The following is a 19,308-nucleotide window of genomic DNA, read 5'->3' on the forward strand; positions in this document are numbered from 1 at the left end:
AATGATCGGTCGAATTCTATCCATGTCGGTGAGGGGGCGTTGGTACGTGCTCTTCCTGACTCTCATCATCGCCATCTACGGCGGTTGGCAGCTCACCAAGCTGCCCATCGACGCCGTGCCCGACATCACGAACAAGCAGGTTCAAATCAATACGGTCGCCGGTGCGCTCTCGCCGGTAGAAATCGAAAAGCGCGTCACCTTCCCCGTTGAAACGGCGCTCGCGGGCATCCCGGGTCTGGAGACCACTCGCTCCATCTCCCGCAACGGCTTCAGCCAAGTCACGGCGATCTTCTCGGAGAGCACGGACCTCTATTTCGCCCGCCAGCAAGTCGCCGAGCGTTTGACCCAGGCTCGCGACACCCTGCCGGCGTCCGTGCAGCCGCAGATCGGGCCGGTCACGACCGGGCTCGGCGAGGTCTTCATGTATTCCGTGGAGTTCGCCAATCCTGACGGGAAGGGCGCCAAGGTTCGCGACGGCAGCCCAGGCTGGCAAAGCGACGGCTCCTACCTGACCGCCGAAGGCGAGCGGCTGACCGACAGCGTCGCGCGAGCCGCCTATCTTCGGACCGTGCAGGACTGGGTGATCAGACCGCAGCTGCGCAGCGTCAAGGGCGTCGCCGGTATCGACTCCATCGGTGGGTTCGAGAAGCAGTACGTGGTCGAGCCCGACCCATCGAAACTCGCAGCCTATGGCGTCTCCTACACCGAGCTCGCCAAGGCGCTGGAGGCCTCTAACCTCTCGGTGGGCGCCAATTTCATCCAGCGAGCCGGTGAGGCTTACCTCGTGCGCGCCGACGCCCGGGTCCGCACCCTCGACGAAATCCAGAACGCGGTGATCGCGACCCGCGGCACGGTCCCGGTCGCCGTCAAGGACGTCGCCACGGTCCGCGTGGGCGGTGATCTGCGCACCGGAGCGGCCACCAAGAAGGGTGAGGAAGTCGTCGTCGGCACGGCCTTGATGTTGATTGGCGAGAACAGTCGTTCGGTGGCCAAGGCCGTTGGCGAGAAGCTCGACGATGTCCGCAAGTCGCTGCCGCCTGGCGTCGTGGTCAACACGACTCTCGATCGCTCGGTGCTGGTCAACGCGACCATCGCCACCGTGGAGCGTAACCTGACCGAGGGGGCGATCCTCGTTGCGGCGACCCTTTTCCTCCTGCTCGGCAACGTGCGAGCGGCGCTCATCGCAGTGCTGATCATCCCGCTGTCATTCCTGATGATGGCGATCGGCATGAACAAGCTGAACGTGCCGGGCAACCTGATGAGCCTTGGCGCGCTCGACTTCGGCCTCATCGTAGATGGCACCGTGATCATCATTGAGAACTGCCTTTTGAGGCTGGCCGAGCGCCAGCATCGGGAAGGCCGGCTGCTACTACTCCCCGAACGCCTCGAGACGGTTTTGCACGCCTCCCAGGAGATGATCCGGCCGACGGTCTACGGCCAGGCGATCATCTTCCTGGTGTTCGCGCCGCTGCTCACCTTCACGGGAGTCGAGGGCAAGACGTTCTCCCCCATGGCCATCACGATCATGCTGGCCCTCGGCGCGGCGTTCATTCTGTCCCTGACCTTCGTCCCGGCGATGGTCGCCATCCTTATGCGAGGCAAGGTCTCGGAGAAGGAGGTGAGGATCATCGCCTACTCCAAGCGCCACTACGATCCGGTGCTCAAGCGCGCGATCGCTCGGCCATGGCCCTTCATCGGCGCCGGCGTGGCCCTCTTCCTGGTCGCGGGCGGCGTCTACACCACGCTCGGCCAGGAGTTCATTCCGCAGCTCGACGAGAAGAACCTCGCGATGGGGTCGTTGAAGATCCCGTCCACATCCCTTGAGCAATCCAAGAGCATGCAACAGCTGGTGGAACGCGCCGTCACCTCCTTGCCGGAGGTGGAGATGATGTTCTCCAAGACTGGCACCGCCGAGGTCGCTACCGACCCGATGCCGCCAAACCAGTCGGACGGTTTCATCATCCTCAAGCCGCAGAAGGAGTGGCCTGAAGGCGTCAAGACGAAGGCGCAAGTTGTCGAGCGGATCGAGGCCAAGGTCGCGCCTCTGCTGGGCAACAGCTACGAGGTCAGTCAGCCGATCCAGATGCGCTTCAACGAGCTCATCGCGGGGGTTCGGGGCGACGTCGCCATCAAGCTCTATGGAGACGACCTCGACAAGATGGGCCTCGCGGCGGCGAAGATTGGCGCCGCGCTGGAGAGCATCCAGGGGGCCGACGGAGTTCGCATCGAGCAAACCGCCGGCGCGCCCACCCTGGATGTTCGGTTCGACCGGCCCGCGATCGCCAGGTTTGGCCTGACTGTCGAAGAGGTCGCCGAGACCGTGGCCGCCGCCCTAGGCGGTCGCCAGGCGGGGGACGTCTTCGAAGGCGACAAGCGCTTCGACATCACTGTCCGTGTGCCAATGGCGAACCGCAACGACCTGGAAGCGATTGGTGCGCTGCCTGTGATGCTGCCGTCCGCCAATGGCGGCATGCAGCGTTCGGTGCCGCTGCGTGAGTTGGTGCAGTTCCGGTTCGCCGACGGTCTGAACCAAGTCAGCCGCGAAGACGGCAAGCGGCGTGTCGTGATCCAAGTCAACGTCCGCGACCGCGATATCGGTTCCTTTGTCAACGAAGCTCGAACCAAGGTCGAGGCCGTGGCCCTGCCTCCCGGCTCTTGGATCACGTGGGGCGGCCAATTCGAGAACCTCAAGGCCGCGACGGCTCGTCTCGGGCTTGTCGTCCCGATCTGCTTCATCATGATCTTCGTGATCCTCTACATGGCCCTGGGCGGCCTGGCGCCAGCCGCGTCGGTCTTTGCGGCTATTCCGCTCGGATTGTCGGGCGGGGTGTTCGCCCTGGCGCTCACCGGGATCACCTTTTCGATTTCGGCGGCTGTGGGCTTCATCGTCCTAGCTGGGGTCGCGGTGCTGAACGGCCTGGTGGTGATGTCGTCGATCCGGCAGCGGCTCGACGAGGGCATGCCGGTCTCCGAGGCGATTTATGAGGGCGCCGCTGAGCGCTTTCGGCCTGTCCTAATGACCGGCTTGGTGCCGGCCATCGGCTTCATCCCGATGGCGCTCGCTACCGGGACCGGCGCTGAGGTGCAGAAGCCCCTGGCCATGGTGGTCATCGGCGGCCTGATCACCGCCACCGCGGTCACCCTGGTGGTGCTTCCCGCCATCTCTCAACTGATCCTCCGCCTGGGCCGACGCCGAGCCGACCCCGCGGAGAGCCCGGCGGCGCTCACCCCCATAGCGCCGTGACTGGGGGCGCCGGCGTGGCCCACCTCCGCGCCGGCGCCAACCAGGCCCGATCATCGGAAGGAGTTCGCGTGACCCGTTCCAAAGTTCAGCCTCGCCAATTGTGGATTCCAGTAGCCATCGCCGTGGCCGCAATGCTCCCGGCCGTGGCGCTCCGCATTGAGGGCTGGCGACCAAACGCTGTGCTCGACATGGCGGTGTTTGGCGCGGCGATCCTAGCGGCGGGCTTCCTGCTGTCTTGGGGCGCGGAGGCGGCCGAGAAATACATCTCACAGGGCCTGATCCTGGCCGCGGTCGCCCTTGTCACGGTCTTGCCGGAGTACGCAGTCGACATCTACTACGCCTTTCAGGCGGGGCGGGCGCCGGACGAGGGATATGTCGCCTTCGCCGCGGCCAATATGACCGGCGCCAACCGATTGCTGATCGGCCTCGCATGGCCGGCCATGGTGCTCCTGCACTGGTGGCGGAGTCGCCAGCAGAGCATTCAGCTGGCGCGTGCCAACGCCGTGGAGATCATCGCGCTGGCGGTCTCCAGCGCCTATGCCTTCCTGATTGTTTGGAAGAACACGATCAGCGCGTGGGACTCGCTCGTGCTGATCGGCGTGTTCGGAGCCTACCTCTGGCGTGTCAGCCGCGTCCCCAAGGCGGCGGATGAGGACGAGGAGGACGAGCCGGGCCCTGGCGCCGTGATCGCTCAGATGCGGCCGGCTCTGCGCTGGCCAGTGATGATCGGCATGACCGCCATTGCTGCAGGAGTCATCCTCGCCGTCGCCGAACCATTCGCAGAGTCGATGATTGATGGCGGGCGCGCGCTCGGGATCGATCAGTTCCTACTCATCCAATGGCTTGCTCCGATCGCCAGCGAGGCTCCCGCTGTCGTAATCGCAGTGCTGTTCGTCCTCGCAGGCCGCGCGGCCGCAGGCCTGGTCGCGATGATCAGCGACAAGATCAATCAGTGGACCCTGCTGGTGGGCATGCTGCCACTGGCCATGAGCCTTGGCGCCGGCAGGCTGATGGCGATGCCGCTGGACGCGCGCCAGCACGAGGAGTTCTTCCTCACGGCCGCGCAATCCCTCTTCGGGCTCGCCTTGCTGCTCCGGGGGCGGCTCTCCCTGCCGGGCGCTGTCGCGCTGCTTGTCCTGTTCGTGGCGCAACTGGCAGTCGCCTTCACTCTGCGGGGCGACGCATCCCGCGACATCGCTGCGCTCACCCTGGTCGCGTGGGGCTACCTGGCTCTGGCCGCCGGAGTCATGGCGCTCAACGGTCGCTCAATCCTGAAACTCGTTCGGACGGCTGCGTCGCTGAACACGGCCGACGACCCGGCGATCACCGCCCCCCCAGCCAGGAGGTCGTCCGATGCGACGCACTGACCGCCTTCAGGGGCGCTGGACCGCCGCGCTAGTCCTGGTCCTCGGTTTTTGGCTGGCCGGCTGCCCAAGCGTCGCGGCGCCGCCTACGACCCTCGTGCTCGAACAGGTCGCCGGCCGAACATGGCGCGCGGACGCACGCGGCCTCGCCATCGAGATCCGCCAGGAGACAGACGGCCGCCTGACGATTGCCTTCCTGGGCGCGGGGGGCGAACCCGTCGCTCCACCGCCCGCCAATGCGATCACTCTGTCGGCTACGGACGGCGTTCGCGCTCACTTCGAGCCCATCGGACTGAACTGGCGCTCGCGCGATATCGCAGGGGCGCCCGCCGACGGCGATCGCTTGAGCATCGTGGAGGCCGACCATCGACACGACTTCCAGCTGAATGTGCATCCCGCGGACGCTCAGCCGCCTCTTGGAGTCTCTCGGCGATGACCGGCTTCTCCAGACGCAGCGCGCTGGCCGTCTTGGCGCTCGGCGTTACCGGCGCTGGGTTGGCGTTCCCAGCCGCAGCGGCAAGCGGACAGGTGTTTCGTTCCCCCTCCTGCACCTGCTGCGGGGCTTGGATCGACCACATGGCTCGGGCCGGGTATCGCCTGGAAAGCGTCGTTTCCGATGACCTCGTTGCCGTCCGCCGAAGCCTCGGGGCGCCAGATGCGCTGGACGCTTGTCAGACGGCCATATTCTCCGGCTTCGCCATTGAAGGCCACGTGCCGCCGAGCGACGTCAACAGCCTGCTCGCGAGGCGACCGACCAGAGCCGTCGGGTTGGCCGTGCCAGTGATGCCCCTCGGCTCTCCTGGAATGGAAACGCCCAACGACGACCGCGAGGCGTACGCCACGCTCGTGATCCTGCCTGCTGGCCGGACCCGCACCTTCGCCCAACACTAGAGGAGACCCCTAATGCAGATTCCTGGTCAAGCGGTCCTGCTCCGCATCTACACTGACGAGAACGCGCTCAGCGGCGCGGAATCGCTCATCAGCGTCATCGTCAAACGTGCGCGGGCGGCTCGCCTTGCGGGCGCCACGGTGCTCCGTGGCCGGATGGGCTTTGGCGAATCCGCGCGGCTCCACGAGGTCCGCCCCTTTGACCTCAGCGACAACCTGCCTGTGGTGGTCGAGATCGTCGATGAGGAGTTCCGACTGCGGTCGTTCCTCGCCACCCTCGCTGACCTCACTGACATCGGGCTCGTGACCTTCGAGAAGGTCGAGGTGCTGCGCTATGGCGGCCACCGCGCTGAGCCGCGGACCTGAAGGAGGGACGCCATCCCTGAAGCGCTAGGGCTCGTTCCCCGGCGCTGCTTGCAGGCATGGCCTGGGATGCGGCCTCGATCGTGACGCCGAGGGGGCGTCGTTTTTACCCAACTTGCCTTGGACGAAGGAGAATTCAGCGTGACCACCACGTTCGATCATGCGGAAGCCTTGCGGCGGTTGGAGCGCCGCTTGGAGCGGCTCCGTCGTGCGACGCCTTGGGCAATCATCGTCGTCGGACTCGCGCTTGGCCTGGCCATTGGACGGAACGCAGGCGCAGTGACGACGCCATCGCGGTCGACATTTCCTGTCGTTGCGGCTCTTCCACCTATGTCCGCGACGGGTGGGCTCGACCTCGACGCCGATGGCCGCTTGGACGTGGCGGCTCCCGTGGACAGCAATCTACGCGGAACCGATGCGTTTGGCTCTGGGGCGTTCGGCGCGGCCCGCGATGGCGGCCGCCGTCAGCATCGTGGCGTGGATTTGGTGGCCGCTCCCGGGACGCCGGTCCGCGCACCCATTTCCGGCCGGGTGACCCGCGTTGGCGCGGCCTACAGCGACAGCGCCGCACTGACATATGTTGAGATCGCCAACCCTGCGACACGCTACGTAGCGCGTGTCCTCTATGTCGGCTCCCAAGTCACACCGGGGACAACGGTCGCCGCGGGCGACCTGATCGGCCGGGCGCAAGATCTTGCCGTGCGCTACGGCGCAGGCATGACCAATCATGTCCACTTGGAACTCACTGGACGCAGCGGCGGACGGCTGAATCCTCTGGTGATCCTGCCGAGCATGACGGGTGAACGAAGCAGCGCTACGGCAAGGGGCGTAGTGTTGTGACGAGTGAAAGGAGGGATGGCCGTGACAGACGCCCGTCGTTGTGGGCGGTGCTTCTGTTCATCGTATCGATGACATTCACCGCGAGCATGGCCTGGCTGGCCTTCAACTAGTCGGGAGCAGTCGGCTCGCGAAGGCCGCACGAGGGCGGCTTGGTCACCGTCCCGCATCTTCGCCTAGCTTGGCAGATCATCGTCCACACCCCTGCCACGTACCGAGCGGGAGCACATTCAAACTGTGCCTCAACGTGATCTTATAACGCATTCCCACGGCGCAGGCCCGCGTCTATAGGGCGACCAATGGCGCTTCTACGCACATGGTGGCGGACACTCGGCGGCCTGATGGTCGTCGCCTTCGCCATGGCGTTTGTGGCGGGGTCGGCGATCGACGCCGTCGCCTGCCAGGACGAAGGCAGCCCGGTCGGCGTAGCTGGCGATCTGCACTATGTCCTCGTCGCTGACGACTCCGAACCCGATCCGATCCACAGCGCAGTCGAAACCTGCGCCCACGGCCATTGCCACCACCTAGGGCTGGGCTTCGCCCAGGGCCAGGACGTCAGTGCGCGCCGCTCTTCGGAGCCGCACAGCTGGGCGCTCGCACGCCTGCATCCCGACTTCGACCCTTCCAGCCTAGAACGTCCGCCTCGCGCGTGATGACCCGGCGCCTCCCCGCGCCTTCCGTCATCACAATCGAGAAGGATTATCGTGTCTTATCATCGAGGGCCGCTGCTTGCGGCCGCGTCAGGGCTGGCGGCCCTGGGGCTCTTTGTCGGCGCGCCCGCCGCTGAGCCTGTTCCGCCGTTCGCCGAACTCGTGGCGCAAGCTGATGCAACCGCGCCGCGCCTTGCCGAAGCCCGCGCCGCGGTCTCCCGGGCCGAAGGCCTGGCGCTGCAGGCCAGCGCCTTTCCAAACCCAACGATCGGTATCGATCGGGAGAACTTTTCCGGCACCGGGCCATACAGTGGGTCCGGCGTCGCCGAGACCACGGCGACCCTAGGCCAGACCCTGGAGCTCGGCGGCAAGCAGGCCGCCCGCATCGGGGTCGGGCGGGCCGAACTGGACGCCGCCCGGAGGCGCGAAGCGCAGGCGCGTACCGATTTCCGGTTCGATTTGGCCCTCGCCTACGCCGAAGCCGAAGCTAGCGACCGGCGCCTCATCCTCGCTGAGGACACGTTGGCGGCCGCCAAGCAGGATGCCGCCATTGCGCGAGCCTTCGTGCAGGCGGGGCGGGAGCCGGAATTGCGTCGGCTCCAGGCCGAGGCGTCCTTGCAGAGCGCGCTCGCTGCGCTCGACGAGGCGCAAGCGGCACGGGCGACGGCGTTCTCGAACCTGACCGCCCTAGCCGGTGCAGCCACACCGTTCACTTCGATCCCCACAAGCCTGCTCGACCAGGGCGCCTCATTTTTTGGGCGGCGGTCGCTGGATCCGGAGCACAGCGTTGCGATCTTGGTCGCCGAGGCCGAGCGCGAGGCAGCGCAGCGGCGGGTGACGTTGGAGCGCCGCCAGGCTGTTCCAGATCTATCCGTCTCGGTCGGCGTACGGCGCTTCTCTGAATCAGATTCGACCGCATTGGTCGCTGGGGTCTCAGCGCCGCTTCCGCTCTTTGACCGGAACAAGGGCAATATCCGTGCGGCTCGGGCCGACGTGAACGCGGCCGAGGCAAGGCTCAACGCTGCACGTCTGGACGCCGCCGCCGCCGTACGTTCGGGGACGGCCCGGATCGCCGCAGCCGAAGCCCGACTTTCGGCCGCCCTTGAGGGCGAAAGAGTCGCCCAGGAAGCCTACCGGCTGACCCGCATCGGCTACGAAGCCGGCAAGATCGATCTCGCCGAGCTTCTCAACACCCGCCGCGCTCTGACGGACGCGCGGGCCCAATCCATCGCTGCCGCCGTAGAGCGGATCGGCGCCCAGGCCGCCCTTGTCCGATTGACGGGCGTCGCCGAGACCGGAGTACCCCAATGACCAAAGACAAGCAGCGCCTCTTTGGCGCGGTGGCTGCGGCCGCTGTAATCGCTGGCGGCGCGGGCTTTGGCCTGTCCGCCTTGCTCAATCGCAACGACGCCCCCGCGGCGGCGAAGACCTCTGACAGCCATGGGGAGGAAGGCGAGGCCGGGCACGCTGAGGATGGCAAAGCCGGAGAAGCCGGTCACGCTGAAGAGGGTGGTCACGCCGAAGGCGGCGCCGAGAAGGATGAAGAGGGCGTCGTCGCCCTGACGCCGGACCAGTTGCAGGCAGCTGGCATCAAAATCGTGGCGGTCGGCCAGGGTGGTGGTGGCGAGACGCGGCTCTCGGGCCGGGTGGAGCCCGTCATCGATGCGCGGGCCAGTGTCGGCGCTGCCGTCGCCGGTCGCATCGAGCAGGTCCTTGTGGCTCCCGGTCAGTCGGTGCGCGCCGGGCAACCATTGATCGTTCTGGTCAGCGGCGACGCCGCGACCTATCGCGCTGAAGCCGATGCGGCGGTTGCTGCGGCAGACGCCGCCCGCCGCGCTTACGACCGTGACCGGAGCCTTGGCGAACAGGGCGTGGTCGCGCGGCAAGAGGTGGAAACCTCCCGTGCTCAAGCGATGAGCGCGGAGGCCAGTGCTCGAGCTGCGCGTGCGCGGTCGGCCGCGGCCGGCGGCCCCAATGCATCTGGCCGGACCAGCGTGACTTCGCCGATCTCCGGCGTTGTTTCCAGCGTCGCGGTGGGGCCGGGCGGCTTCGTCGCCCAGGGCGGCGTTGTCGCTGAGGTCACCAACCCTGCGCGCGTGGAGTTGGTGTTCAATGCGCCGCCCGCCATCGCGACGGGTTTGCGCGCTGGTGCGCCCATTCGTGTCCACGGTCCTGCCGGCGAGTTTGACGCTGTGGTGACCGGGGTCGCCGCCGCCGCCAACGCCTCAACCGGCGCGACCGTGGTCCGCGCACGGCCAAGCGGGGGCGCAGCGCCCCCTGTCGGATCACCGGTAACCGCGGCCGTCGTCACCGGCGGTGCGACTGGGGGCGTCACGGTGCCGTCCGAGGCCGTGCAGACGGTCGAGGGTGGAAGCGTCGTCTTCCTCCAAACTGCTGGGGGCTTCAGGGCTGTGCCCGTCCTCACCGGTCGCCAGGCGGGCGGCCGAACCGAGATTCTGCGAGGGCTGAACGGGTCCGAACGGATCGCCGGCGCCAACGCCTTCCTGCTGAAAGCCGAGCTCGCCAAGGGCCAGGCCGAGCACGGGCACTAGGGGGCGCGCATGTTCAAACTTCTCATAGAAGCATCCGTTCGCTTTCGATGGTTCGTGGTGCTGGCGGTGGCGCTGGTCTGCGCCGTCGGCCTCTTCGAACTCACCCGGCTGCCGATCGACGCCGTGCCGGATATCACGAACCGTCAGGTGCAAATCACCACGGTCGCTCCTGCTCTGGCGCCTGAGCAGATCGAGCGCCAGGTAACCTATCCACTTGAGACGGCGTTGGCCGGCATCCCGGGACTTACCAGCACCCGGTCGCTGTCGCGCAACGGCTTCAGCCAGATCACTGCGATCTTCACCGACCAGACCGATATCTACTTCGCCCGACAGCAGGTGGCTGAGCGGTTAGCCCAGGCGCGGGAGCGTATGCCCGAAGGGGTGGAGCCTGCACTGTCGCCGATCACCACGGGGTTGGGCGAGGTCCTCATGTGGACCGTCGACTACGAGCCCTACAGCCAGAAGACGCTGGCTAAGCCAGGGCAACCGGGCTGGCAGGAGGAGGGCGTCTATCTCACTCCCGAGGGAGAACGCCTGACCACTCCGCAGCAGCGGGCGACCTATCTTCGCACGGTTCAGGACTGGATCATCGCGCCGCAGATGCGCACGACCACGGGGCTGGCGGGGGTCGATACGGTCGGCGGCTACGTCAAGGAGTTCGCGGTCAGGCCAGACGTCGCCAAGCTCGCCGGCTACGGACTGAGTCTGAACGATCTCGTCCTGGCTCTCGATCGAGCCAACATCCAATCGGGCGCCGGCTACATTCAGCGTGCCGGGGAAGCCTTGGTGGTGCGTACCGACGCCCTCGCGGCCACGGCGGAGGACCTTGCCCAAGCGCCGGTGACCAACCGCAGCGGCCTGGTCGTTCGCGTGGCGGATGTCGCTACGGTCGAGGCGGGCCAAGCGCCTAGGCTGGGCGGGGCAAGCCGAGACGGGCATGAGGCCGTGCTGGGCACGGCTCTGATGATCGCGGGCGGCAATAGCCGCACGGTGGCGCAGGCGGCCGCCGAGCGTCTTTCGGTGGTCGACGACTCCCTGCCGCCCAGCATCGTCGCCGTACCGGTGTTGAACCGCAGTGAGCTGGTCAACTCGACCATCGCTACAGTGGCGCGCAATCTTACCGAGGGCGCGCTCCTGGTGATCGTGATCCTCTTCCTGCTGCTGGGGAACATCCGCGCCGCGATCATCACCTCCTTGATGATCCCGCTCTCATTCCTGTTCGCCGTCATCGGCATGAACCGGTTCGGCATCAGCGGAAACCTGATGAGCCTGGGCGCCCTCGATTTCGGCCTAATGGTCGATGGCGGCGTCGTGGTGATCGAGAACACGCTGCTGATGCTGACCAAGCGCCGTGCTGAGCTTGGACGCCTTCTGACCCGTCACGAGCGTCTGGATGTCGCCATCCAGTCGGCCCGGCAAATGGTCAAGCCGGCCGCATTCGGACAGCTGATCATTCTTCTGGTCTTCGCCCCGCTGCTCACCCTTGAGGGGGTCGAAGGCAAGACCTTCCAGCCGATGGGCGCGACGGTGATGCTCGCCCTCGTGGGCGCCTTCATCTTCTCGTTCACCTTCGTGCCGGCCATGACGGCGCTGCTCGTCCGCGATCCCAAGACGGTCCACACCGGTCCGGATGGAGAGGTCGAGGAACACGAGACCAAGATCCTGCGTTTCGCGCGCCGGTTCATCCAGCCTGCCATCGTGGCGGCGGTCGCTCGGCCAAAGGTGGTCCTGATCTCGGCGATCACCGCCCTTGTGTTGGGGGCGGTGTCCTTCACTGTCCTTGGCCGAGAATTCATTCCAACCCTCGATGAGGGCGATATCGCCATGCAGGCTCTGCGGGTGCCGTCGGCTTCACTCGAACAGTCCCTGGCCATGCAGATGGCGCTGGAGAAGGTCATCAAAGCCCAGCCGGAGGTGGAGACGATGTTCTCGCGCACCGGCACGGCCGAGGCCGCAGTCGACCCGATGCCGCCCAATATCTCCGACAGCGTCATCGTCTTGAAGGACCGCAAGGACTGGCCCGACCCGAAGCTGCCGAAGGAGGAGCTCATTGCTCGGTTCGAGAAGGTGGCTTCTGGACAGATCGGCAACAACTTCGAGTTCAGCCAGCCCATTGAACTGCGCTTCAATGAACTGATCTCCGGGGTTCGAACCGACCTTGCGGTGATGGTCTACGGCGACGACTTCGCCACTCTGCAGCGTGTCAGCGACCAAATCGCCGGCGTCCTGCGCGAGACGTCCGGATCGGCGGACGTCCGGGTCGAGCAGGCGTCAGGCCTGCCGACCCTGACAATCACCGTCGATCGCTTTGCCGCCGCCAACTACGGGCTGTCGGCAGCCGATATCAGTGAGGCGGTCTCTGCGGGGATCGGCGGAGCAGAGGCCGGGCGAATCTTTGAAGGCGATCGCCGCTTCGATGTGGTGGTGCGCCTTCCAGAAGACGCGCGCAACGACCCGGCGGCGTTGGCCGCTCTCCCGATTAGCGGGCCGAACGGCACAGTCGTTCCGCTGTCGTCAGTCGCCCGCATCCAGACCGGAGAGGGACCAAACCAAATCAGTCGCCAGAATGGCAGTCGTCGCATGGTGGTCCAGGCCAACGTTCGCGGTCGCGATCTCGGAGGCTTCGTCACCGATGCCCAGGAAAGGGTGGCCAAGGTCGACCTTCCGGCCGGGGTGTATCTCGACTGGGGCGGCCAATTCGAGAACCTGCAGCGCGCCGAGCAGCGGCTCTCGCTCGTCATTCCGATTGTTTTCGTGCTGATCGGGATCCTGCTCTTCATGGCCTTGGGCTCGTTTGCTGAAGCTGGTCTGGTGTTCGCCTGCGTTCCCTTGGCCCTCGTCGGAGGGGCGCTCGCTCTACTGTTGCGCGGCATGCCGTTCTCGGTGTCCGCAGCCGTCGGCTTCATCGCCGTCTCAGGGGTCGCGACGCTGAACGGGCTCGTGCTCATGCAGTCGATCCGGGAGCGGCTCGACGGCGGCCTAGACCCGCGTACAGCGGCGATCGAAGGTGCATCGAGCCGCCTACGAGCAGTGCTCACGACTGCGCTGGTGGCGATCGTTGGCTTCATCCCGATGGCGATCGCCAGCGGGGCAGGGGCCGAAGTGCAAAAGCCGCTGGCGACTGTGGTCATCGGCGGGCTGCTGACGGCGACGGCGCTGACCCTCCTGGTGCTGCCGACCTTCGCGGCCCAGGCGGTTAGGCACCGCAAGAGTGAAGGGATCGAAGACTAGCTCGATCCCGGCGTTCAACGGCAGGCGGCGGGAAGCCGTCGCCTGCTTCGTCCAACCAGTCTCGAGGCCGCACGTTCTGGCCTCATCAAGAGGTTCGGCATGATCCAGACGCTTCAACTCGACATCCCGCTGATCTTGCCGGAGGTGCACGACAGTTCGGACGCTTGCGTCAGGCGGCTTACCGACGAGATTGCAGGGCGGCCTGGCGTCACCAAGGCCCATGTGGTGGACGGCGCTGAGGCCAAGGAGCCTCACCTCTGCGTCCACTATGATCCCGCTGTCATCTCGCTATCGCGGCTACGAGAACTCGTCACCGCATCGGGCGCGGCGATCACAGAACGCTTTGGTCACGCTGTCTGGCAGGTTCAGGGCATCCAGCATGAGCGCCGCGCGCGGACGATCACAGAGCGTCTTGCCGCAACTCCTGGCGTGCTTGAGGCCGACGCCAGCGCCGCGGGTCTCGTCCGGATCGAGTTCGATCGGACTTTCGTATCGCAGGAAGAGGTACTGAAGGTCCTCGCTGGGCTTGGTGTGACGCCTGTCACGAAGGCCCCGGCGAGAGAGGCGAAGGCTCACGATGAGCACGGAAAGCCGGGCCATGTTCACAAGGAAGGTGAGGATCACGGGCACGCTCATGGCGGCCCGCTCGGGGCCAATAGCGAACTGATCTTTTCGCTGCTTTGCGGGGGGCTGCTGGCGACGGGCTTCCTGATCGAAAAGCTGGTCCCCGCCGCGCCGGCCTGGTTGCCGACCGCGCTTTATGTAGGGGCCTACGGCTTCGGGGGTTTCTTCACGCTCCGCGAAGCCTTCGACAACCTTCGCCTTAAGCGCTTTGAAATCGACACCCTGATGCTCGTTGCGGCCGCAGGTGCTGCGGCGCTGGGGGCGTGGGCTGAGGGGGCGCTGCTGCTGTTCCTCTTCAGTCTAGGCCATGCGCTCGAGCACTACGCCATGGGGCGCGCCAAGCGCGCGATCGAAGCATTGGCCGAACTTGCGCCACGCACCGCGACCGTCCGACGCCAGGGCGGAACAACCGAAGTGGGGGTCGAGGACCTCGTGCTTGGGGATGTGGTGATTGTCCGCCCGAACGAGCGCCTGCCCGCCGATGGATTTGTGGTGAAAGGCGCGTCCAGCATCAACCAGGCCCCGGTTACCGGCGAGAGCATGCCGGTCGACAAGCGCCCGGTCGAGAATCCGTCTCTGGCTCGCGCTAGGCCCGATGGCGTCGACGCTACGTCTCGGGTGTTCGCCGGCACTATAAACGGGGCCGGCGCGATTGAGGTGGAGGTCACGCGCCTCTCCACCGATTCCGCCTTGGCCAAGGTCGTACGCTTGGTTAGCGAGGCCGAGACCCGAAAGTCTCCGACGCAGAGGTTCACCGACAAGTTCGAGCGGATCTTCGTGCCCGTCGTCCTGGTGCTGGCGTTCGTGTTGCTCTTTGCATGGGTCGTCGTCGACGAGCCCTTCTCGGACAGTTTCTATCGCGCCATGGCGGTGCTCGTCGCCGCAAGTCCCTGCGCGCTGGCTATCGCTACGCCCAGCGCCGTGCTCTCTGGCGTCGCAAGAGCGGCCAAGGGCGGCGTTCTCATCAAAGGCGGCGCGCCGCTGGAGGATCTGGGCTCACTGCGGTCCATCGCTTTTGACAAGACCGGGACGCTCACTGAAGGGCGGCCGCGGATCACGGACGTCATCGCCGCGCCCGCGGTGGATGATGAAGAACTTCTGCGTGTCGCGGTCGCGGTCGAGATGCTCAGCGATCATCCGCTTGCCGAAGCGATCGCCCGCGACGGCCGTGAACGGCTCGGGGCAGCGGGCAAGGCCATCGGTGCGGCTAGCGAACTGAACAACCTCATCGGACGCGGCGTCGTCGCCCGGCTGGACGGCGAAACCGTTTGGATCGGCAAGGCCGAGATGTTCGGCGTGGATGGCGTGCCGCCGCTTGGCGCTGAGTCCGCGCAGGCCATTGCTCGCCTTCGTGACCAAGGTCGCACGACCATGGCGGTGCGCAAGGGGGACCGCGACCTGGGCGTCATCGGCCTGATGGACACTCCCCGAGAGGCTGCGCGCGAAGCCTTGGCTGCGCTGCGGCGGCTCGGCATCACCCGCATGCTGATGATCTCTGGGGACCACAGCAAGGTCGCCGAGGCGATCGCCAAGGATGTCGGCTTGGACGAGGCTTGGGGTGATCTCATGCCAGAGGACAAGGTCGAGGCCATCCGCAAACTCCGGGCGGAGGACAAGGTCGCGATGGTCGGCGACGGTGTGAACGACGCGCCGGCTATGGCCAACGCGACGGTCGGCATCGCCATGGGCGCTGCGGGCTCGGACGTTGCGCTTGAGACTGCCGACGTCGCTTTAATGGCGGACGACCTGCGTCACCTGCCTTTCGCCGTCGGGCTTAGCCGCCGAACCCGATCAGTCATTCGGCAGAACGTCTTCATCAGTCTGGGGGTGGTCGCGGTCCTCGTGCCGGCGACGATCCTGGGGCTTGGCATCGGACCGGCCGTGGCGATGCACGAAGGCTCCACACTGGTCGTCGTCTTCAACGCGTTGCGGCTGCTGGCCTACAGCGATCGGGGGGCCTGATAACAGCTCCGCCTACTTCCTAGAGCAAGCGGCGGTTCCAAGGCGCGAAGGCCAGCAGGCGAGCCATGCCGCAGAAGCCGGTGGCGCCCGCGAGCGTCAGTCCCGCGCCGACGAAGGCCGCGACGGCGAAAAAGCCGGGATGCACCAGCAGGCCGAGCAACACGCCCAGCAGCACCAGCGAACCGGCGCCGATCTGGACCTGGCGCATCATCTCTAAACGCGCACGCCGGTCCTGCTCGATCGGCAAGCCCGCCTTGATCCAGCCATCCAGTCCGCCCTGAAGGACAAAGGCTTCGCCGGTCACGCCCGCGGCTAGGCGGTCGCCGTCGGCGTCGGTGCGCATGCCCGTGCGGCAGGTGAAGATCACTTGGCGGCCAGCTGGGGCTACGCCAGGCGCCGTGAGTGGTCGGGACAGTGCGCCCTTCACACGGGTGCGGGCGAATTCGTCGGGCTCGCGGATGTCCACCAGTATGGCCTGGCCGGCGTTCAGGCGGGCTGCGGCGTCAATCGGCGTCAGGGGCGTCAGCTTGGCGGTCATGGCTCTTCCTCGTGTCCGGGGGACAGAAGATCTCGGCGAGTGTCGTCACCACCCGCACCGCGGCGGGATTGGCAATCCGGTACCAGATGGTCTGGCCGTCGCGGCGCGTGGCCACGATCGCCTCCTCGCGAAGCACCGCCAGGTGCTGCGAAAGGGCCGACTGCGAAAGGCCGACCCGAGGAAGTAAGTCCCCGACCGACAGCTCGCCGTCCCCCAGTTGGCAGAGGACCATCAGCCGACGCTCGTTGGCCAGCGCGCGAAGGAGCTTGGCGGCTTCCCCGGCGCTGGCCTCGAAACGGGTGATGTCGAAGTTCGCGAGATCGAACATGGTCGCCATATATGCGAAGTTGCTAAATTAGCAATAGCTAATATATAGAGAGCCGAAAGCCAGGAGGCTCCGACCATGATCCTTAGCGTAGAGGGCTTCTTCGATGAGGCCACACACACGATCTCCTATCTGATCTCTGACCCGGCAACGAAGGCTGCGGCGATCATCGACCCTGTGCTCGACTTCGACCCCAAGGTCGCGCGCGTTTCGACCGCCTCCGCGGACGCCTTGCTAGCCGCCGTCCAGGCTCGGGGACTGCAACTGCATTGGATCCTGGAAACCCACGCCCACGCCGACCACCTCTCCGGCGCCGACTACCTGCGCGCCAAGACCGGGGCAAAGGTCGTCATCGGGGCCGATATCCAGGCCGTGCAGAAGAGCTTCGGCGAGCTGTTCGAGGCTGAGGCCGACGGTCGGGTCTTCGACCGGCTGGTTCGGGAGGGCGAGACCCTACCGCTCGGTGACCTCCGGATCAGCGTCCTGCACACCCCCGGCCACACCCCGGCCTGTGTGACCTATCACGTGGGCGACGCGATCTTCGTCGGCGACACCCTGTTCATGCCCGACTACGGCACCGCCAGGGCCGACTTCCCCGGTGGCGACGCTGCGACCCTGTACCGGTCGATCCGCAAGATCCTGGCCCTGCCGCCTGAGACCCGCGTCTTCGTCGGTCACGACTATCTGCCCGCCGGCCGCGACACCGTCGTCTGGGAAACCACTGTGGCGGCCCAGCGCCGGGATAACGTCCACGTCCGTGAGGGTGTCAGCGAGGCCGAGTTCGTGTCGATGCGCGAGGCGCGCGACGCCACACTGGCGGCGCCGACTTTGATCCTGCCATCCCTTCAGGTGAATATCCGCGCCGGCGCTCTGCCCGCCCCGTCGTCCGAAGGCCGGGTGTTCCTCAAGTTGCCGGTGAATGCGCTGTAGCCCCGGCCGCCCTCAATCCGCCATCGCCGGTGTCTAGCGTTGACTCTCTATCAAGGAGGCCAACGCATGAGGCTGTTGCCGATCGCGCTGTTCGGGGTGTTGGTTTTGACCGGGTGCGCCACGAAGCCACGGGAGACCTTCGCCGAGCCGAAGGCCGCGGGTCAGCCTGCGAGCGCGGCGGACTACGGCGTTGACATTCCGACCCGCGACGTCGCGGTTGAGCCCAAGCTAGGCGCGCCGTAGGAACACCCGCCCGCTGAGGCTGGTCGCTAGCGCGACGGGGCCGTCGCACAATAGAGCGAGATAGACCCCGTTGGGGTCGGCACGATGCGCGTCTCCTCGATGTCCGCCAGGCCCGCCGCCGACATCAGACCCGGCAGGACGCCGTCAGCGTTCGGCTGGGTGTGAGCGAAACCATCGAGCATCTGCACCTGTCGGAACAGCAGGCGCATCAGCGGGGTACGCTGATGACCGTAGTCGGCGATCACGACCCGGCCGCCGGGCTTCAGCGCCGTCCGCATGGCCTCCAGGATCGCGCGTTTCACCTCAAGGGAGCACTGGTGGAGCACGAGGCTGGATACGACCTTGTCGACAGTCCCTTCCGGCGTGACCTCGCCGAGGGCGTCGCCGAAGCCTTCCCGCCACTCAACAGCCAGCCCGGCCTCGTCTGCCTTCTGTTTGGCGAGCGCCAGGACGTTCGGATCAGGATCGACGCCGATGATCCGCGCCTCGGGGCAGGCGGCCTTGAGCATGAGCGCGAAGGTGCCCGTCCCGCATCCGACATCGAGAATGATCTCATGTTCGCGCGGAGCGACCAGCTTCAGCAGCGCCGCCCGCCAGCGTCGTTCACGCGTCATGAGGGCGATGGCCCTGTCGTAGGTCTGGGTCAACTCATGGCGGCCAAGGGCCGGAGTGAAGTCGCGCGTGTTGGTCATGACAGTTCCCGTTGTGGGGAACGCTCTAGGCGGAATCGACATTCAGCGCAGCCAGATCATGGTGGCGGCGAGGTGTACGAAGCCTAGGAAGTGGATGGCCCTGCGGTCGTAGCGGGTGGCGAAGCGTCGGAAGTGCTTGAGCTTTGAGAAGCAGCGCTCGATGCGGTTGCGTGCGCGATAGGCTTCTATGTCGTGGGCGATGAGCACCTTGCGGGTGCGGTTGGATGGGATGACCGCCTCTGCGCCGGCCTCGGCGATGAGCTGGCGCAGGGCGTTGGAGTCGTAGGCCTTGTCGGCGAGCACGGCGCTGGGGCGGAAGCCGCCGAGCAGGGCTGGTGCGGCCAAGGCGTCGCCGCTCTGGCCGGCGGTGAGGATGAACCGGATCGGCCGTCCGAAGGTGTCGGCGGCCATGTGGATCTTGGTGGTCAGTCCGCCTCGGGAGCGCCCCAGAGCCTGATCCGAGGCCCCCCTTTTCCGGTCGCCGCCTGCTGGTGGGCGCGAACCAGGGTGCTGTCGATCATCAAGTACTGATTGTCCCGGTCCTTGATCAGGTCGGCGAACACCCGATCCCAGACCCCGGCCTTGGACCATCTGCTGAAGCGTTTGTGCAGCGTCTTCCAGCGCCCATAGCGCTCAGGTAGGTCGCACCAGTGCGCGCCCGAGCGCAGCACCCACAGCACGCCGTTGACGAACAACCGGTTGTCAGCAGCCGTACGTCCAGGATCGCCCGCCTTGCCCGGCAACAGGCCGGCGATCCGCTCCCACTGGACCTGGCTCAACTCGTAGCGCTTCACCGACATCAATAGGGCTCCGTCCATCGAACCGAGCCCTATGAATCAGACATCTCACATCGTGAGAATCCTGA

At 66.3% G+C, this 19,308-nt stretch carries 17 protein-coding genes; 13 read left to right on the forward strand and 4 right to left on the reverse strand.

The genetic code is table 11. From position 1 onward, the window contains the following. Window position 1 precedes the first annotated feature (1 nt). The 11 genes from AC1Q87_RS17165 to AC1Q87_RS17215 all read left to right on the forward strand — a co-directional run bounded on the left by AC1Q87_RS17165 (window position 2) and on the right by AC1Q87_RS17215 (window position 15,715). The gene (locus tag AC1Q87_RS17165; RefSeq protein WP_183772333.1) at window positions 2-3,244 is read left to right on the forward strand and encodes an efflux RND transporter permease subunit; all 3,243 of its coding nucleotides are present in this window, start codon (window positions 2-4) and stop codon (window positions 3,242-3,244) included. Window positions 3,245-3,312: 68 nt separating this feature from the next. Next, complete coding sequence (locus AC1Q87_RS17170) at window positions 3,313-4,611, forward strand: calcium:cation antiporter family protein (RefSeq protein ID WP_492610080.1); 1,299 nt, start codon at window positions 3,313-3,315, stop codon at window positions 4,609-4,611. Further along, window positions 4,598-5,044: a hypothetical protein gene (locus tag AC1Q87_RS17175; RefSeq protein WP_492610081.1), complete on the forward strand. Its 447-nt coding sequence runs from the start codon at window positions 4,598-4,600 to the stop codon at window positions 5,042-5,044. Before AC1Q87_RS17170 ends, AC1Q87_RS17175 begins: the two co-directional genes overlap by 14 nt. Beyond that, entirely contained in the window at window positions 5,041-5,499 is a 459-nt protein-coding gene (locus tag AC1Q87_RS17180; protein ID WP_183772337.1) for a DUF411 domain-containing protein, read from the forward strand. Before AC1Q87_RS17175 ends, AC1Q87_RS17180 begins: the two co-directional genes overlap by 4 nt. 12 nt (window positions 5,500-5,511) lie before the next feature. After that, a complete protein-coding gene (locus tag AC1Q87_RS17185; RefSeq protein WP_183772340.1) occupies window positions 5,512-5,862 on the forward strand; it encodes a DUF190 domain-containing protein in 351 nt (116 codons plus the stop codon). A 138-nt stretch (window positions 5,863-6,000) separates the two neighbouring features. Beyond that, window positions 6,001-6,699: a M23 family metallopeptidase gene (locus tag AC1Q87_RS17190; protein ID WP_343056118.1), complete on the forward strand. Its 699-nt coding sequence runs from the start codon at window positions 6,001-6,003 to the stop codon at window positions 6,697-6,699. Window positions 6,700-6,995: 296 nt separating this feature from the next. Further along, a complete protein-coding gene (locus AC1Q87_RS17195) occupies window positions 6,996-7,349 on the forward strand; it encodes a hypothetical protein (RefSeq protein WP_183772342.1) in 354 nt (117 codons plus the stop codon). Between the two features lie 51 nt (window positions 7,350-7,400). Further along, window positions 7,401-8,657: a TolC family protein gene (locus AC1Q87_RS17200; protein WP_492610082.1), complete on the forward strand. Its 1,257-nt coding sequence runs from the start codon at window positions 7,401-7,403 to the stop codon at window positions 8,655-8,657. Beyond that, complete coding sequence (locus AC1Q87_RS17205) at window positions 8,654-9,898, forward strand: efflux RND transporter periplasmic adaptor subunit (protein WP_183772346.1); 1,245 nt, start codon at window positions 8,654-8,656, stop codon at window positions 9,896-9,898. Before AC1Q87_RS17200 ends, AC1Q87_RS17205 begins: the two co-directional genes overlap by 4 nt. A 9-nt stretch (window positions 9,899-9,907) precedes the next feature. After that, window positions 9,908-13,129 carry an efflux RND transporter permease subunit gene (locus tag AC1Q87_RS17210; RefSeq protein ID WP_183772348.1) on the forward strand — a complete coding sequence of 1,074 codons (3,222 nt, stop codon included), beginning with the start codon at window positions 9,908-9,910 and terminating at the stop codon, window positions 13,127-13,129. Between the two features lie 99 nt (window positions 13,130-13,228). Beyond that, on the forward strand, window positions 13,229-15,715 hold the full coding sequence (locus tag AC1Q87_RS17215; protein ID WP_183772350.1) for a heavy metal translocating P-type ATPase: 2,487 nt from the start codon (window positions 13,229-13,231) through the stop codon (window positions 15,713-15,715). Window positions 15,716-15,734: 19 nt separating this feature from the next. Here the strand turns inward: AC1Q87_RS17215 and AC1Q87_RS17220 are convergent, their stop codons facing one another. Together AC1Q87_RS17220 and AC1Q87_RS17225 are read right to left on the reverse strand one after the other, a co-directional pair. Beyond that, entirely contained in the window at window positions 15,735-16,253 is a 519-nt protein-coding gene (locus tag AC1Q87_RS17220) for a rhodanese family protein (RefSeq protein ID WP_183772352.1), read from the reverse strand. After that, on the reverse strand, window positions 16,219-16,581 hold the full coding sequence (locus AC1Q87_RS17225) for an ArsR/SmtB family transcription factor (RefSeq protein WP_492610083.1): 363 nt from the start codon (window positions 16,579-16,581) through the stop codon (window positions 16,219-16,221). The genes AC1Q87_RS17220 and AC1Q87_RS17225 overlap by 35 nt, the downstream gene beginning before the upstream one ends. A gap of 75 nt (window positions 16,582-16,656) precedes the next feature. Here AC1Q87_RS17225 and AC1Q87_RS17230 point away from each other — a divergent pair, with 75 nt between their 5' ends. Beyond that, window positions 16,657-17,508 carry an MBL fold metallo-hydrolase gene (locus AC1Q87_RS17230; protein ID WP_183772356.1) on the forward strand — a complete coding sequence of 284 codons (852 nt, stop codon included), beginning with the start codon at window positions 16,657-16,659 and terminating at the stop codon, window positions 17,506-17,508. Window positions 17,509-17,574: 66 nt separating this feature from the next. After that, entirely contained in the window at window positions 17,575-17,751 is a 177-nt protein-coding gene (locus tag AC1Q87_RS17235) for a hypothetical protein (RefSeq protein WP_183772358.1), read from the forward strand. Between the two features lie 26 nt (window positions 17,752-17,777). On the opposite strand, the gene AC1Q87_RS17240 is transcribed toward AC1Q87_RS17235, so the two are convergent. After that, window positions 17,778-18,443 carry a class I SAM-dependent methyltransferase gene (locus AC1Q87_RS17240; protein ID WP_183772360.1) on the reverse strand — a complete coding sequence of 222 codons (666 nt, stop codon included), beginning with the start codon at window positions 18,441-18,443 and terminating at the stop codon, window positions 17,778-17,780. Between the two features lie 42 nt (window positions 18,444-18,485). After that, a protein-coding gene (locus AC1Q87_RS17245; protein WP_492610084.1) for an IS5 family transposase occupies window positions 18,486-19,243 on the reverse strand; the annotation gives its coding sequence in 2 pieces (ribosomal slippage) (window positions 18,486-18,901 and window positions 18,901-19,243; 759 coding nt in all). Window positions 19,244-19,308: the final 65 nt, after the last annotated feature.

The sequence above is a fragment of the Phenylobacterium sp. GW823-FHT02A09 genome, from assembly GCF_058797775.1.

Bases quoted from the DNA above. Each gene is read 5' to 3' on its own strand.
- AC1Q87_RS17165 (WP_183772333.1), top strand. From the start codon at position 2: ATGATCGGTCGAATTCTATCCATGTCGGTGAGGGGGCGTTGGTACGTG.
- AC1Q87_RS17175 (WP_492610081.1), top strand. From the start codon at position 4,598: ATGCGACGCACTGACCGCCTTCAGGGGCGCTGGACCGCCGCGCTAGTC.
- AC1Q87_RS17180 (WP_183772337.1), top strand. From the start codon at position 5,041: ATGACCGGCTTCTCCAGACGCAGCGCGCTGGCCGTCTTGGCGCTCGGC.
- AC1Q87_RS17185 (WP_183772340.1), top strand. From the start codon at position 5,512: ATGCAGATTCCTGGTCAAGCGGTCCTGCTCCGCATCTACACTGACGAG.
- AC1Q87_RS17195 (WP_183772342.1), top strand. From the start codon at position 6,996: ATGGCGCTTCTACGCACATGGTGGCGGACACTCGGCGGCCTGATGGTC.
- AC1Q87_RS17205 (WP_183772346.1), top strand. From the start codon at position 8,654: ATGACCAAAGACAAGCAGCGCCTCTTTGGCGCGGTGGCTGCGGCCGCT.
- AC1Q87_RS17210 (WP_183772348.1), top strand. From the start codon at position 9,908: ATGTTCAAACTTCTCATAGAAGCATCCGTTCGCTTTCGATGGTTCGTG.
- AC1Q87_RS17215 (WP_183772350.1), top strand. From the start codon at position 13,229: ATGATCCAGACGCTTCAACTCGACATCCCGCTGATCTTGCCGGAGGTG.
- AC1Q87_RS17220 (WP_183772352.1), bottom strand. From the start codon at position 16,253: ATGACCGCCAAGCTGACGCCCCTGACGCCGATTGACGCCGCAGCCCGC.
- AC1Q87_RS17225 (WP_492610083.1), bottom strand. From the start codon at position 16,581: ATGTTCGATCTCGCGAACTTCGACATCACCCGTTTCGAGGCCAGCGCC.
- AC1Q87_RS17230 (WP_183772356.1), top strand. From the start codon at position 16,657: ATGATCCTTAGCGTAGAGGGCTTCTTCGATGAGGCCACACACACGATC.
- AC1Q87_RS17235 (WP_183772358.1), top strand. From the start codon at position 17,575: ATGAGGCTGTTGCCGATCGCGCTGTTCGGGGTGTTGGTTTTGACCGGG.
- AC1Q87_RS17240 (WP_183772360.1), bottom strand. From the start codon at position 18,443: ATGACCAACACGCGCGACTTCACTCCGGCCCTTGGCCGCCATGAGTTG.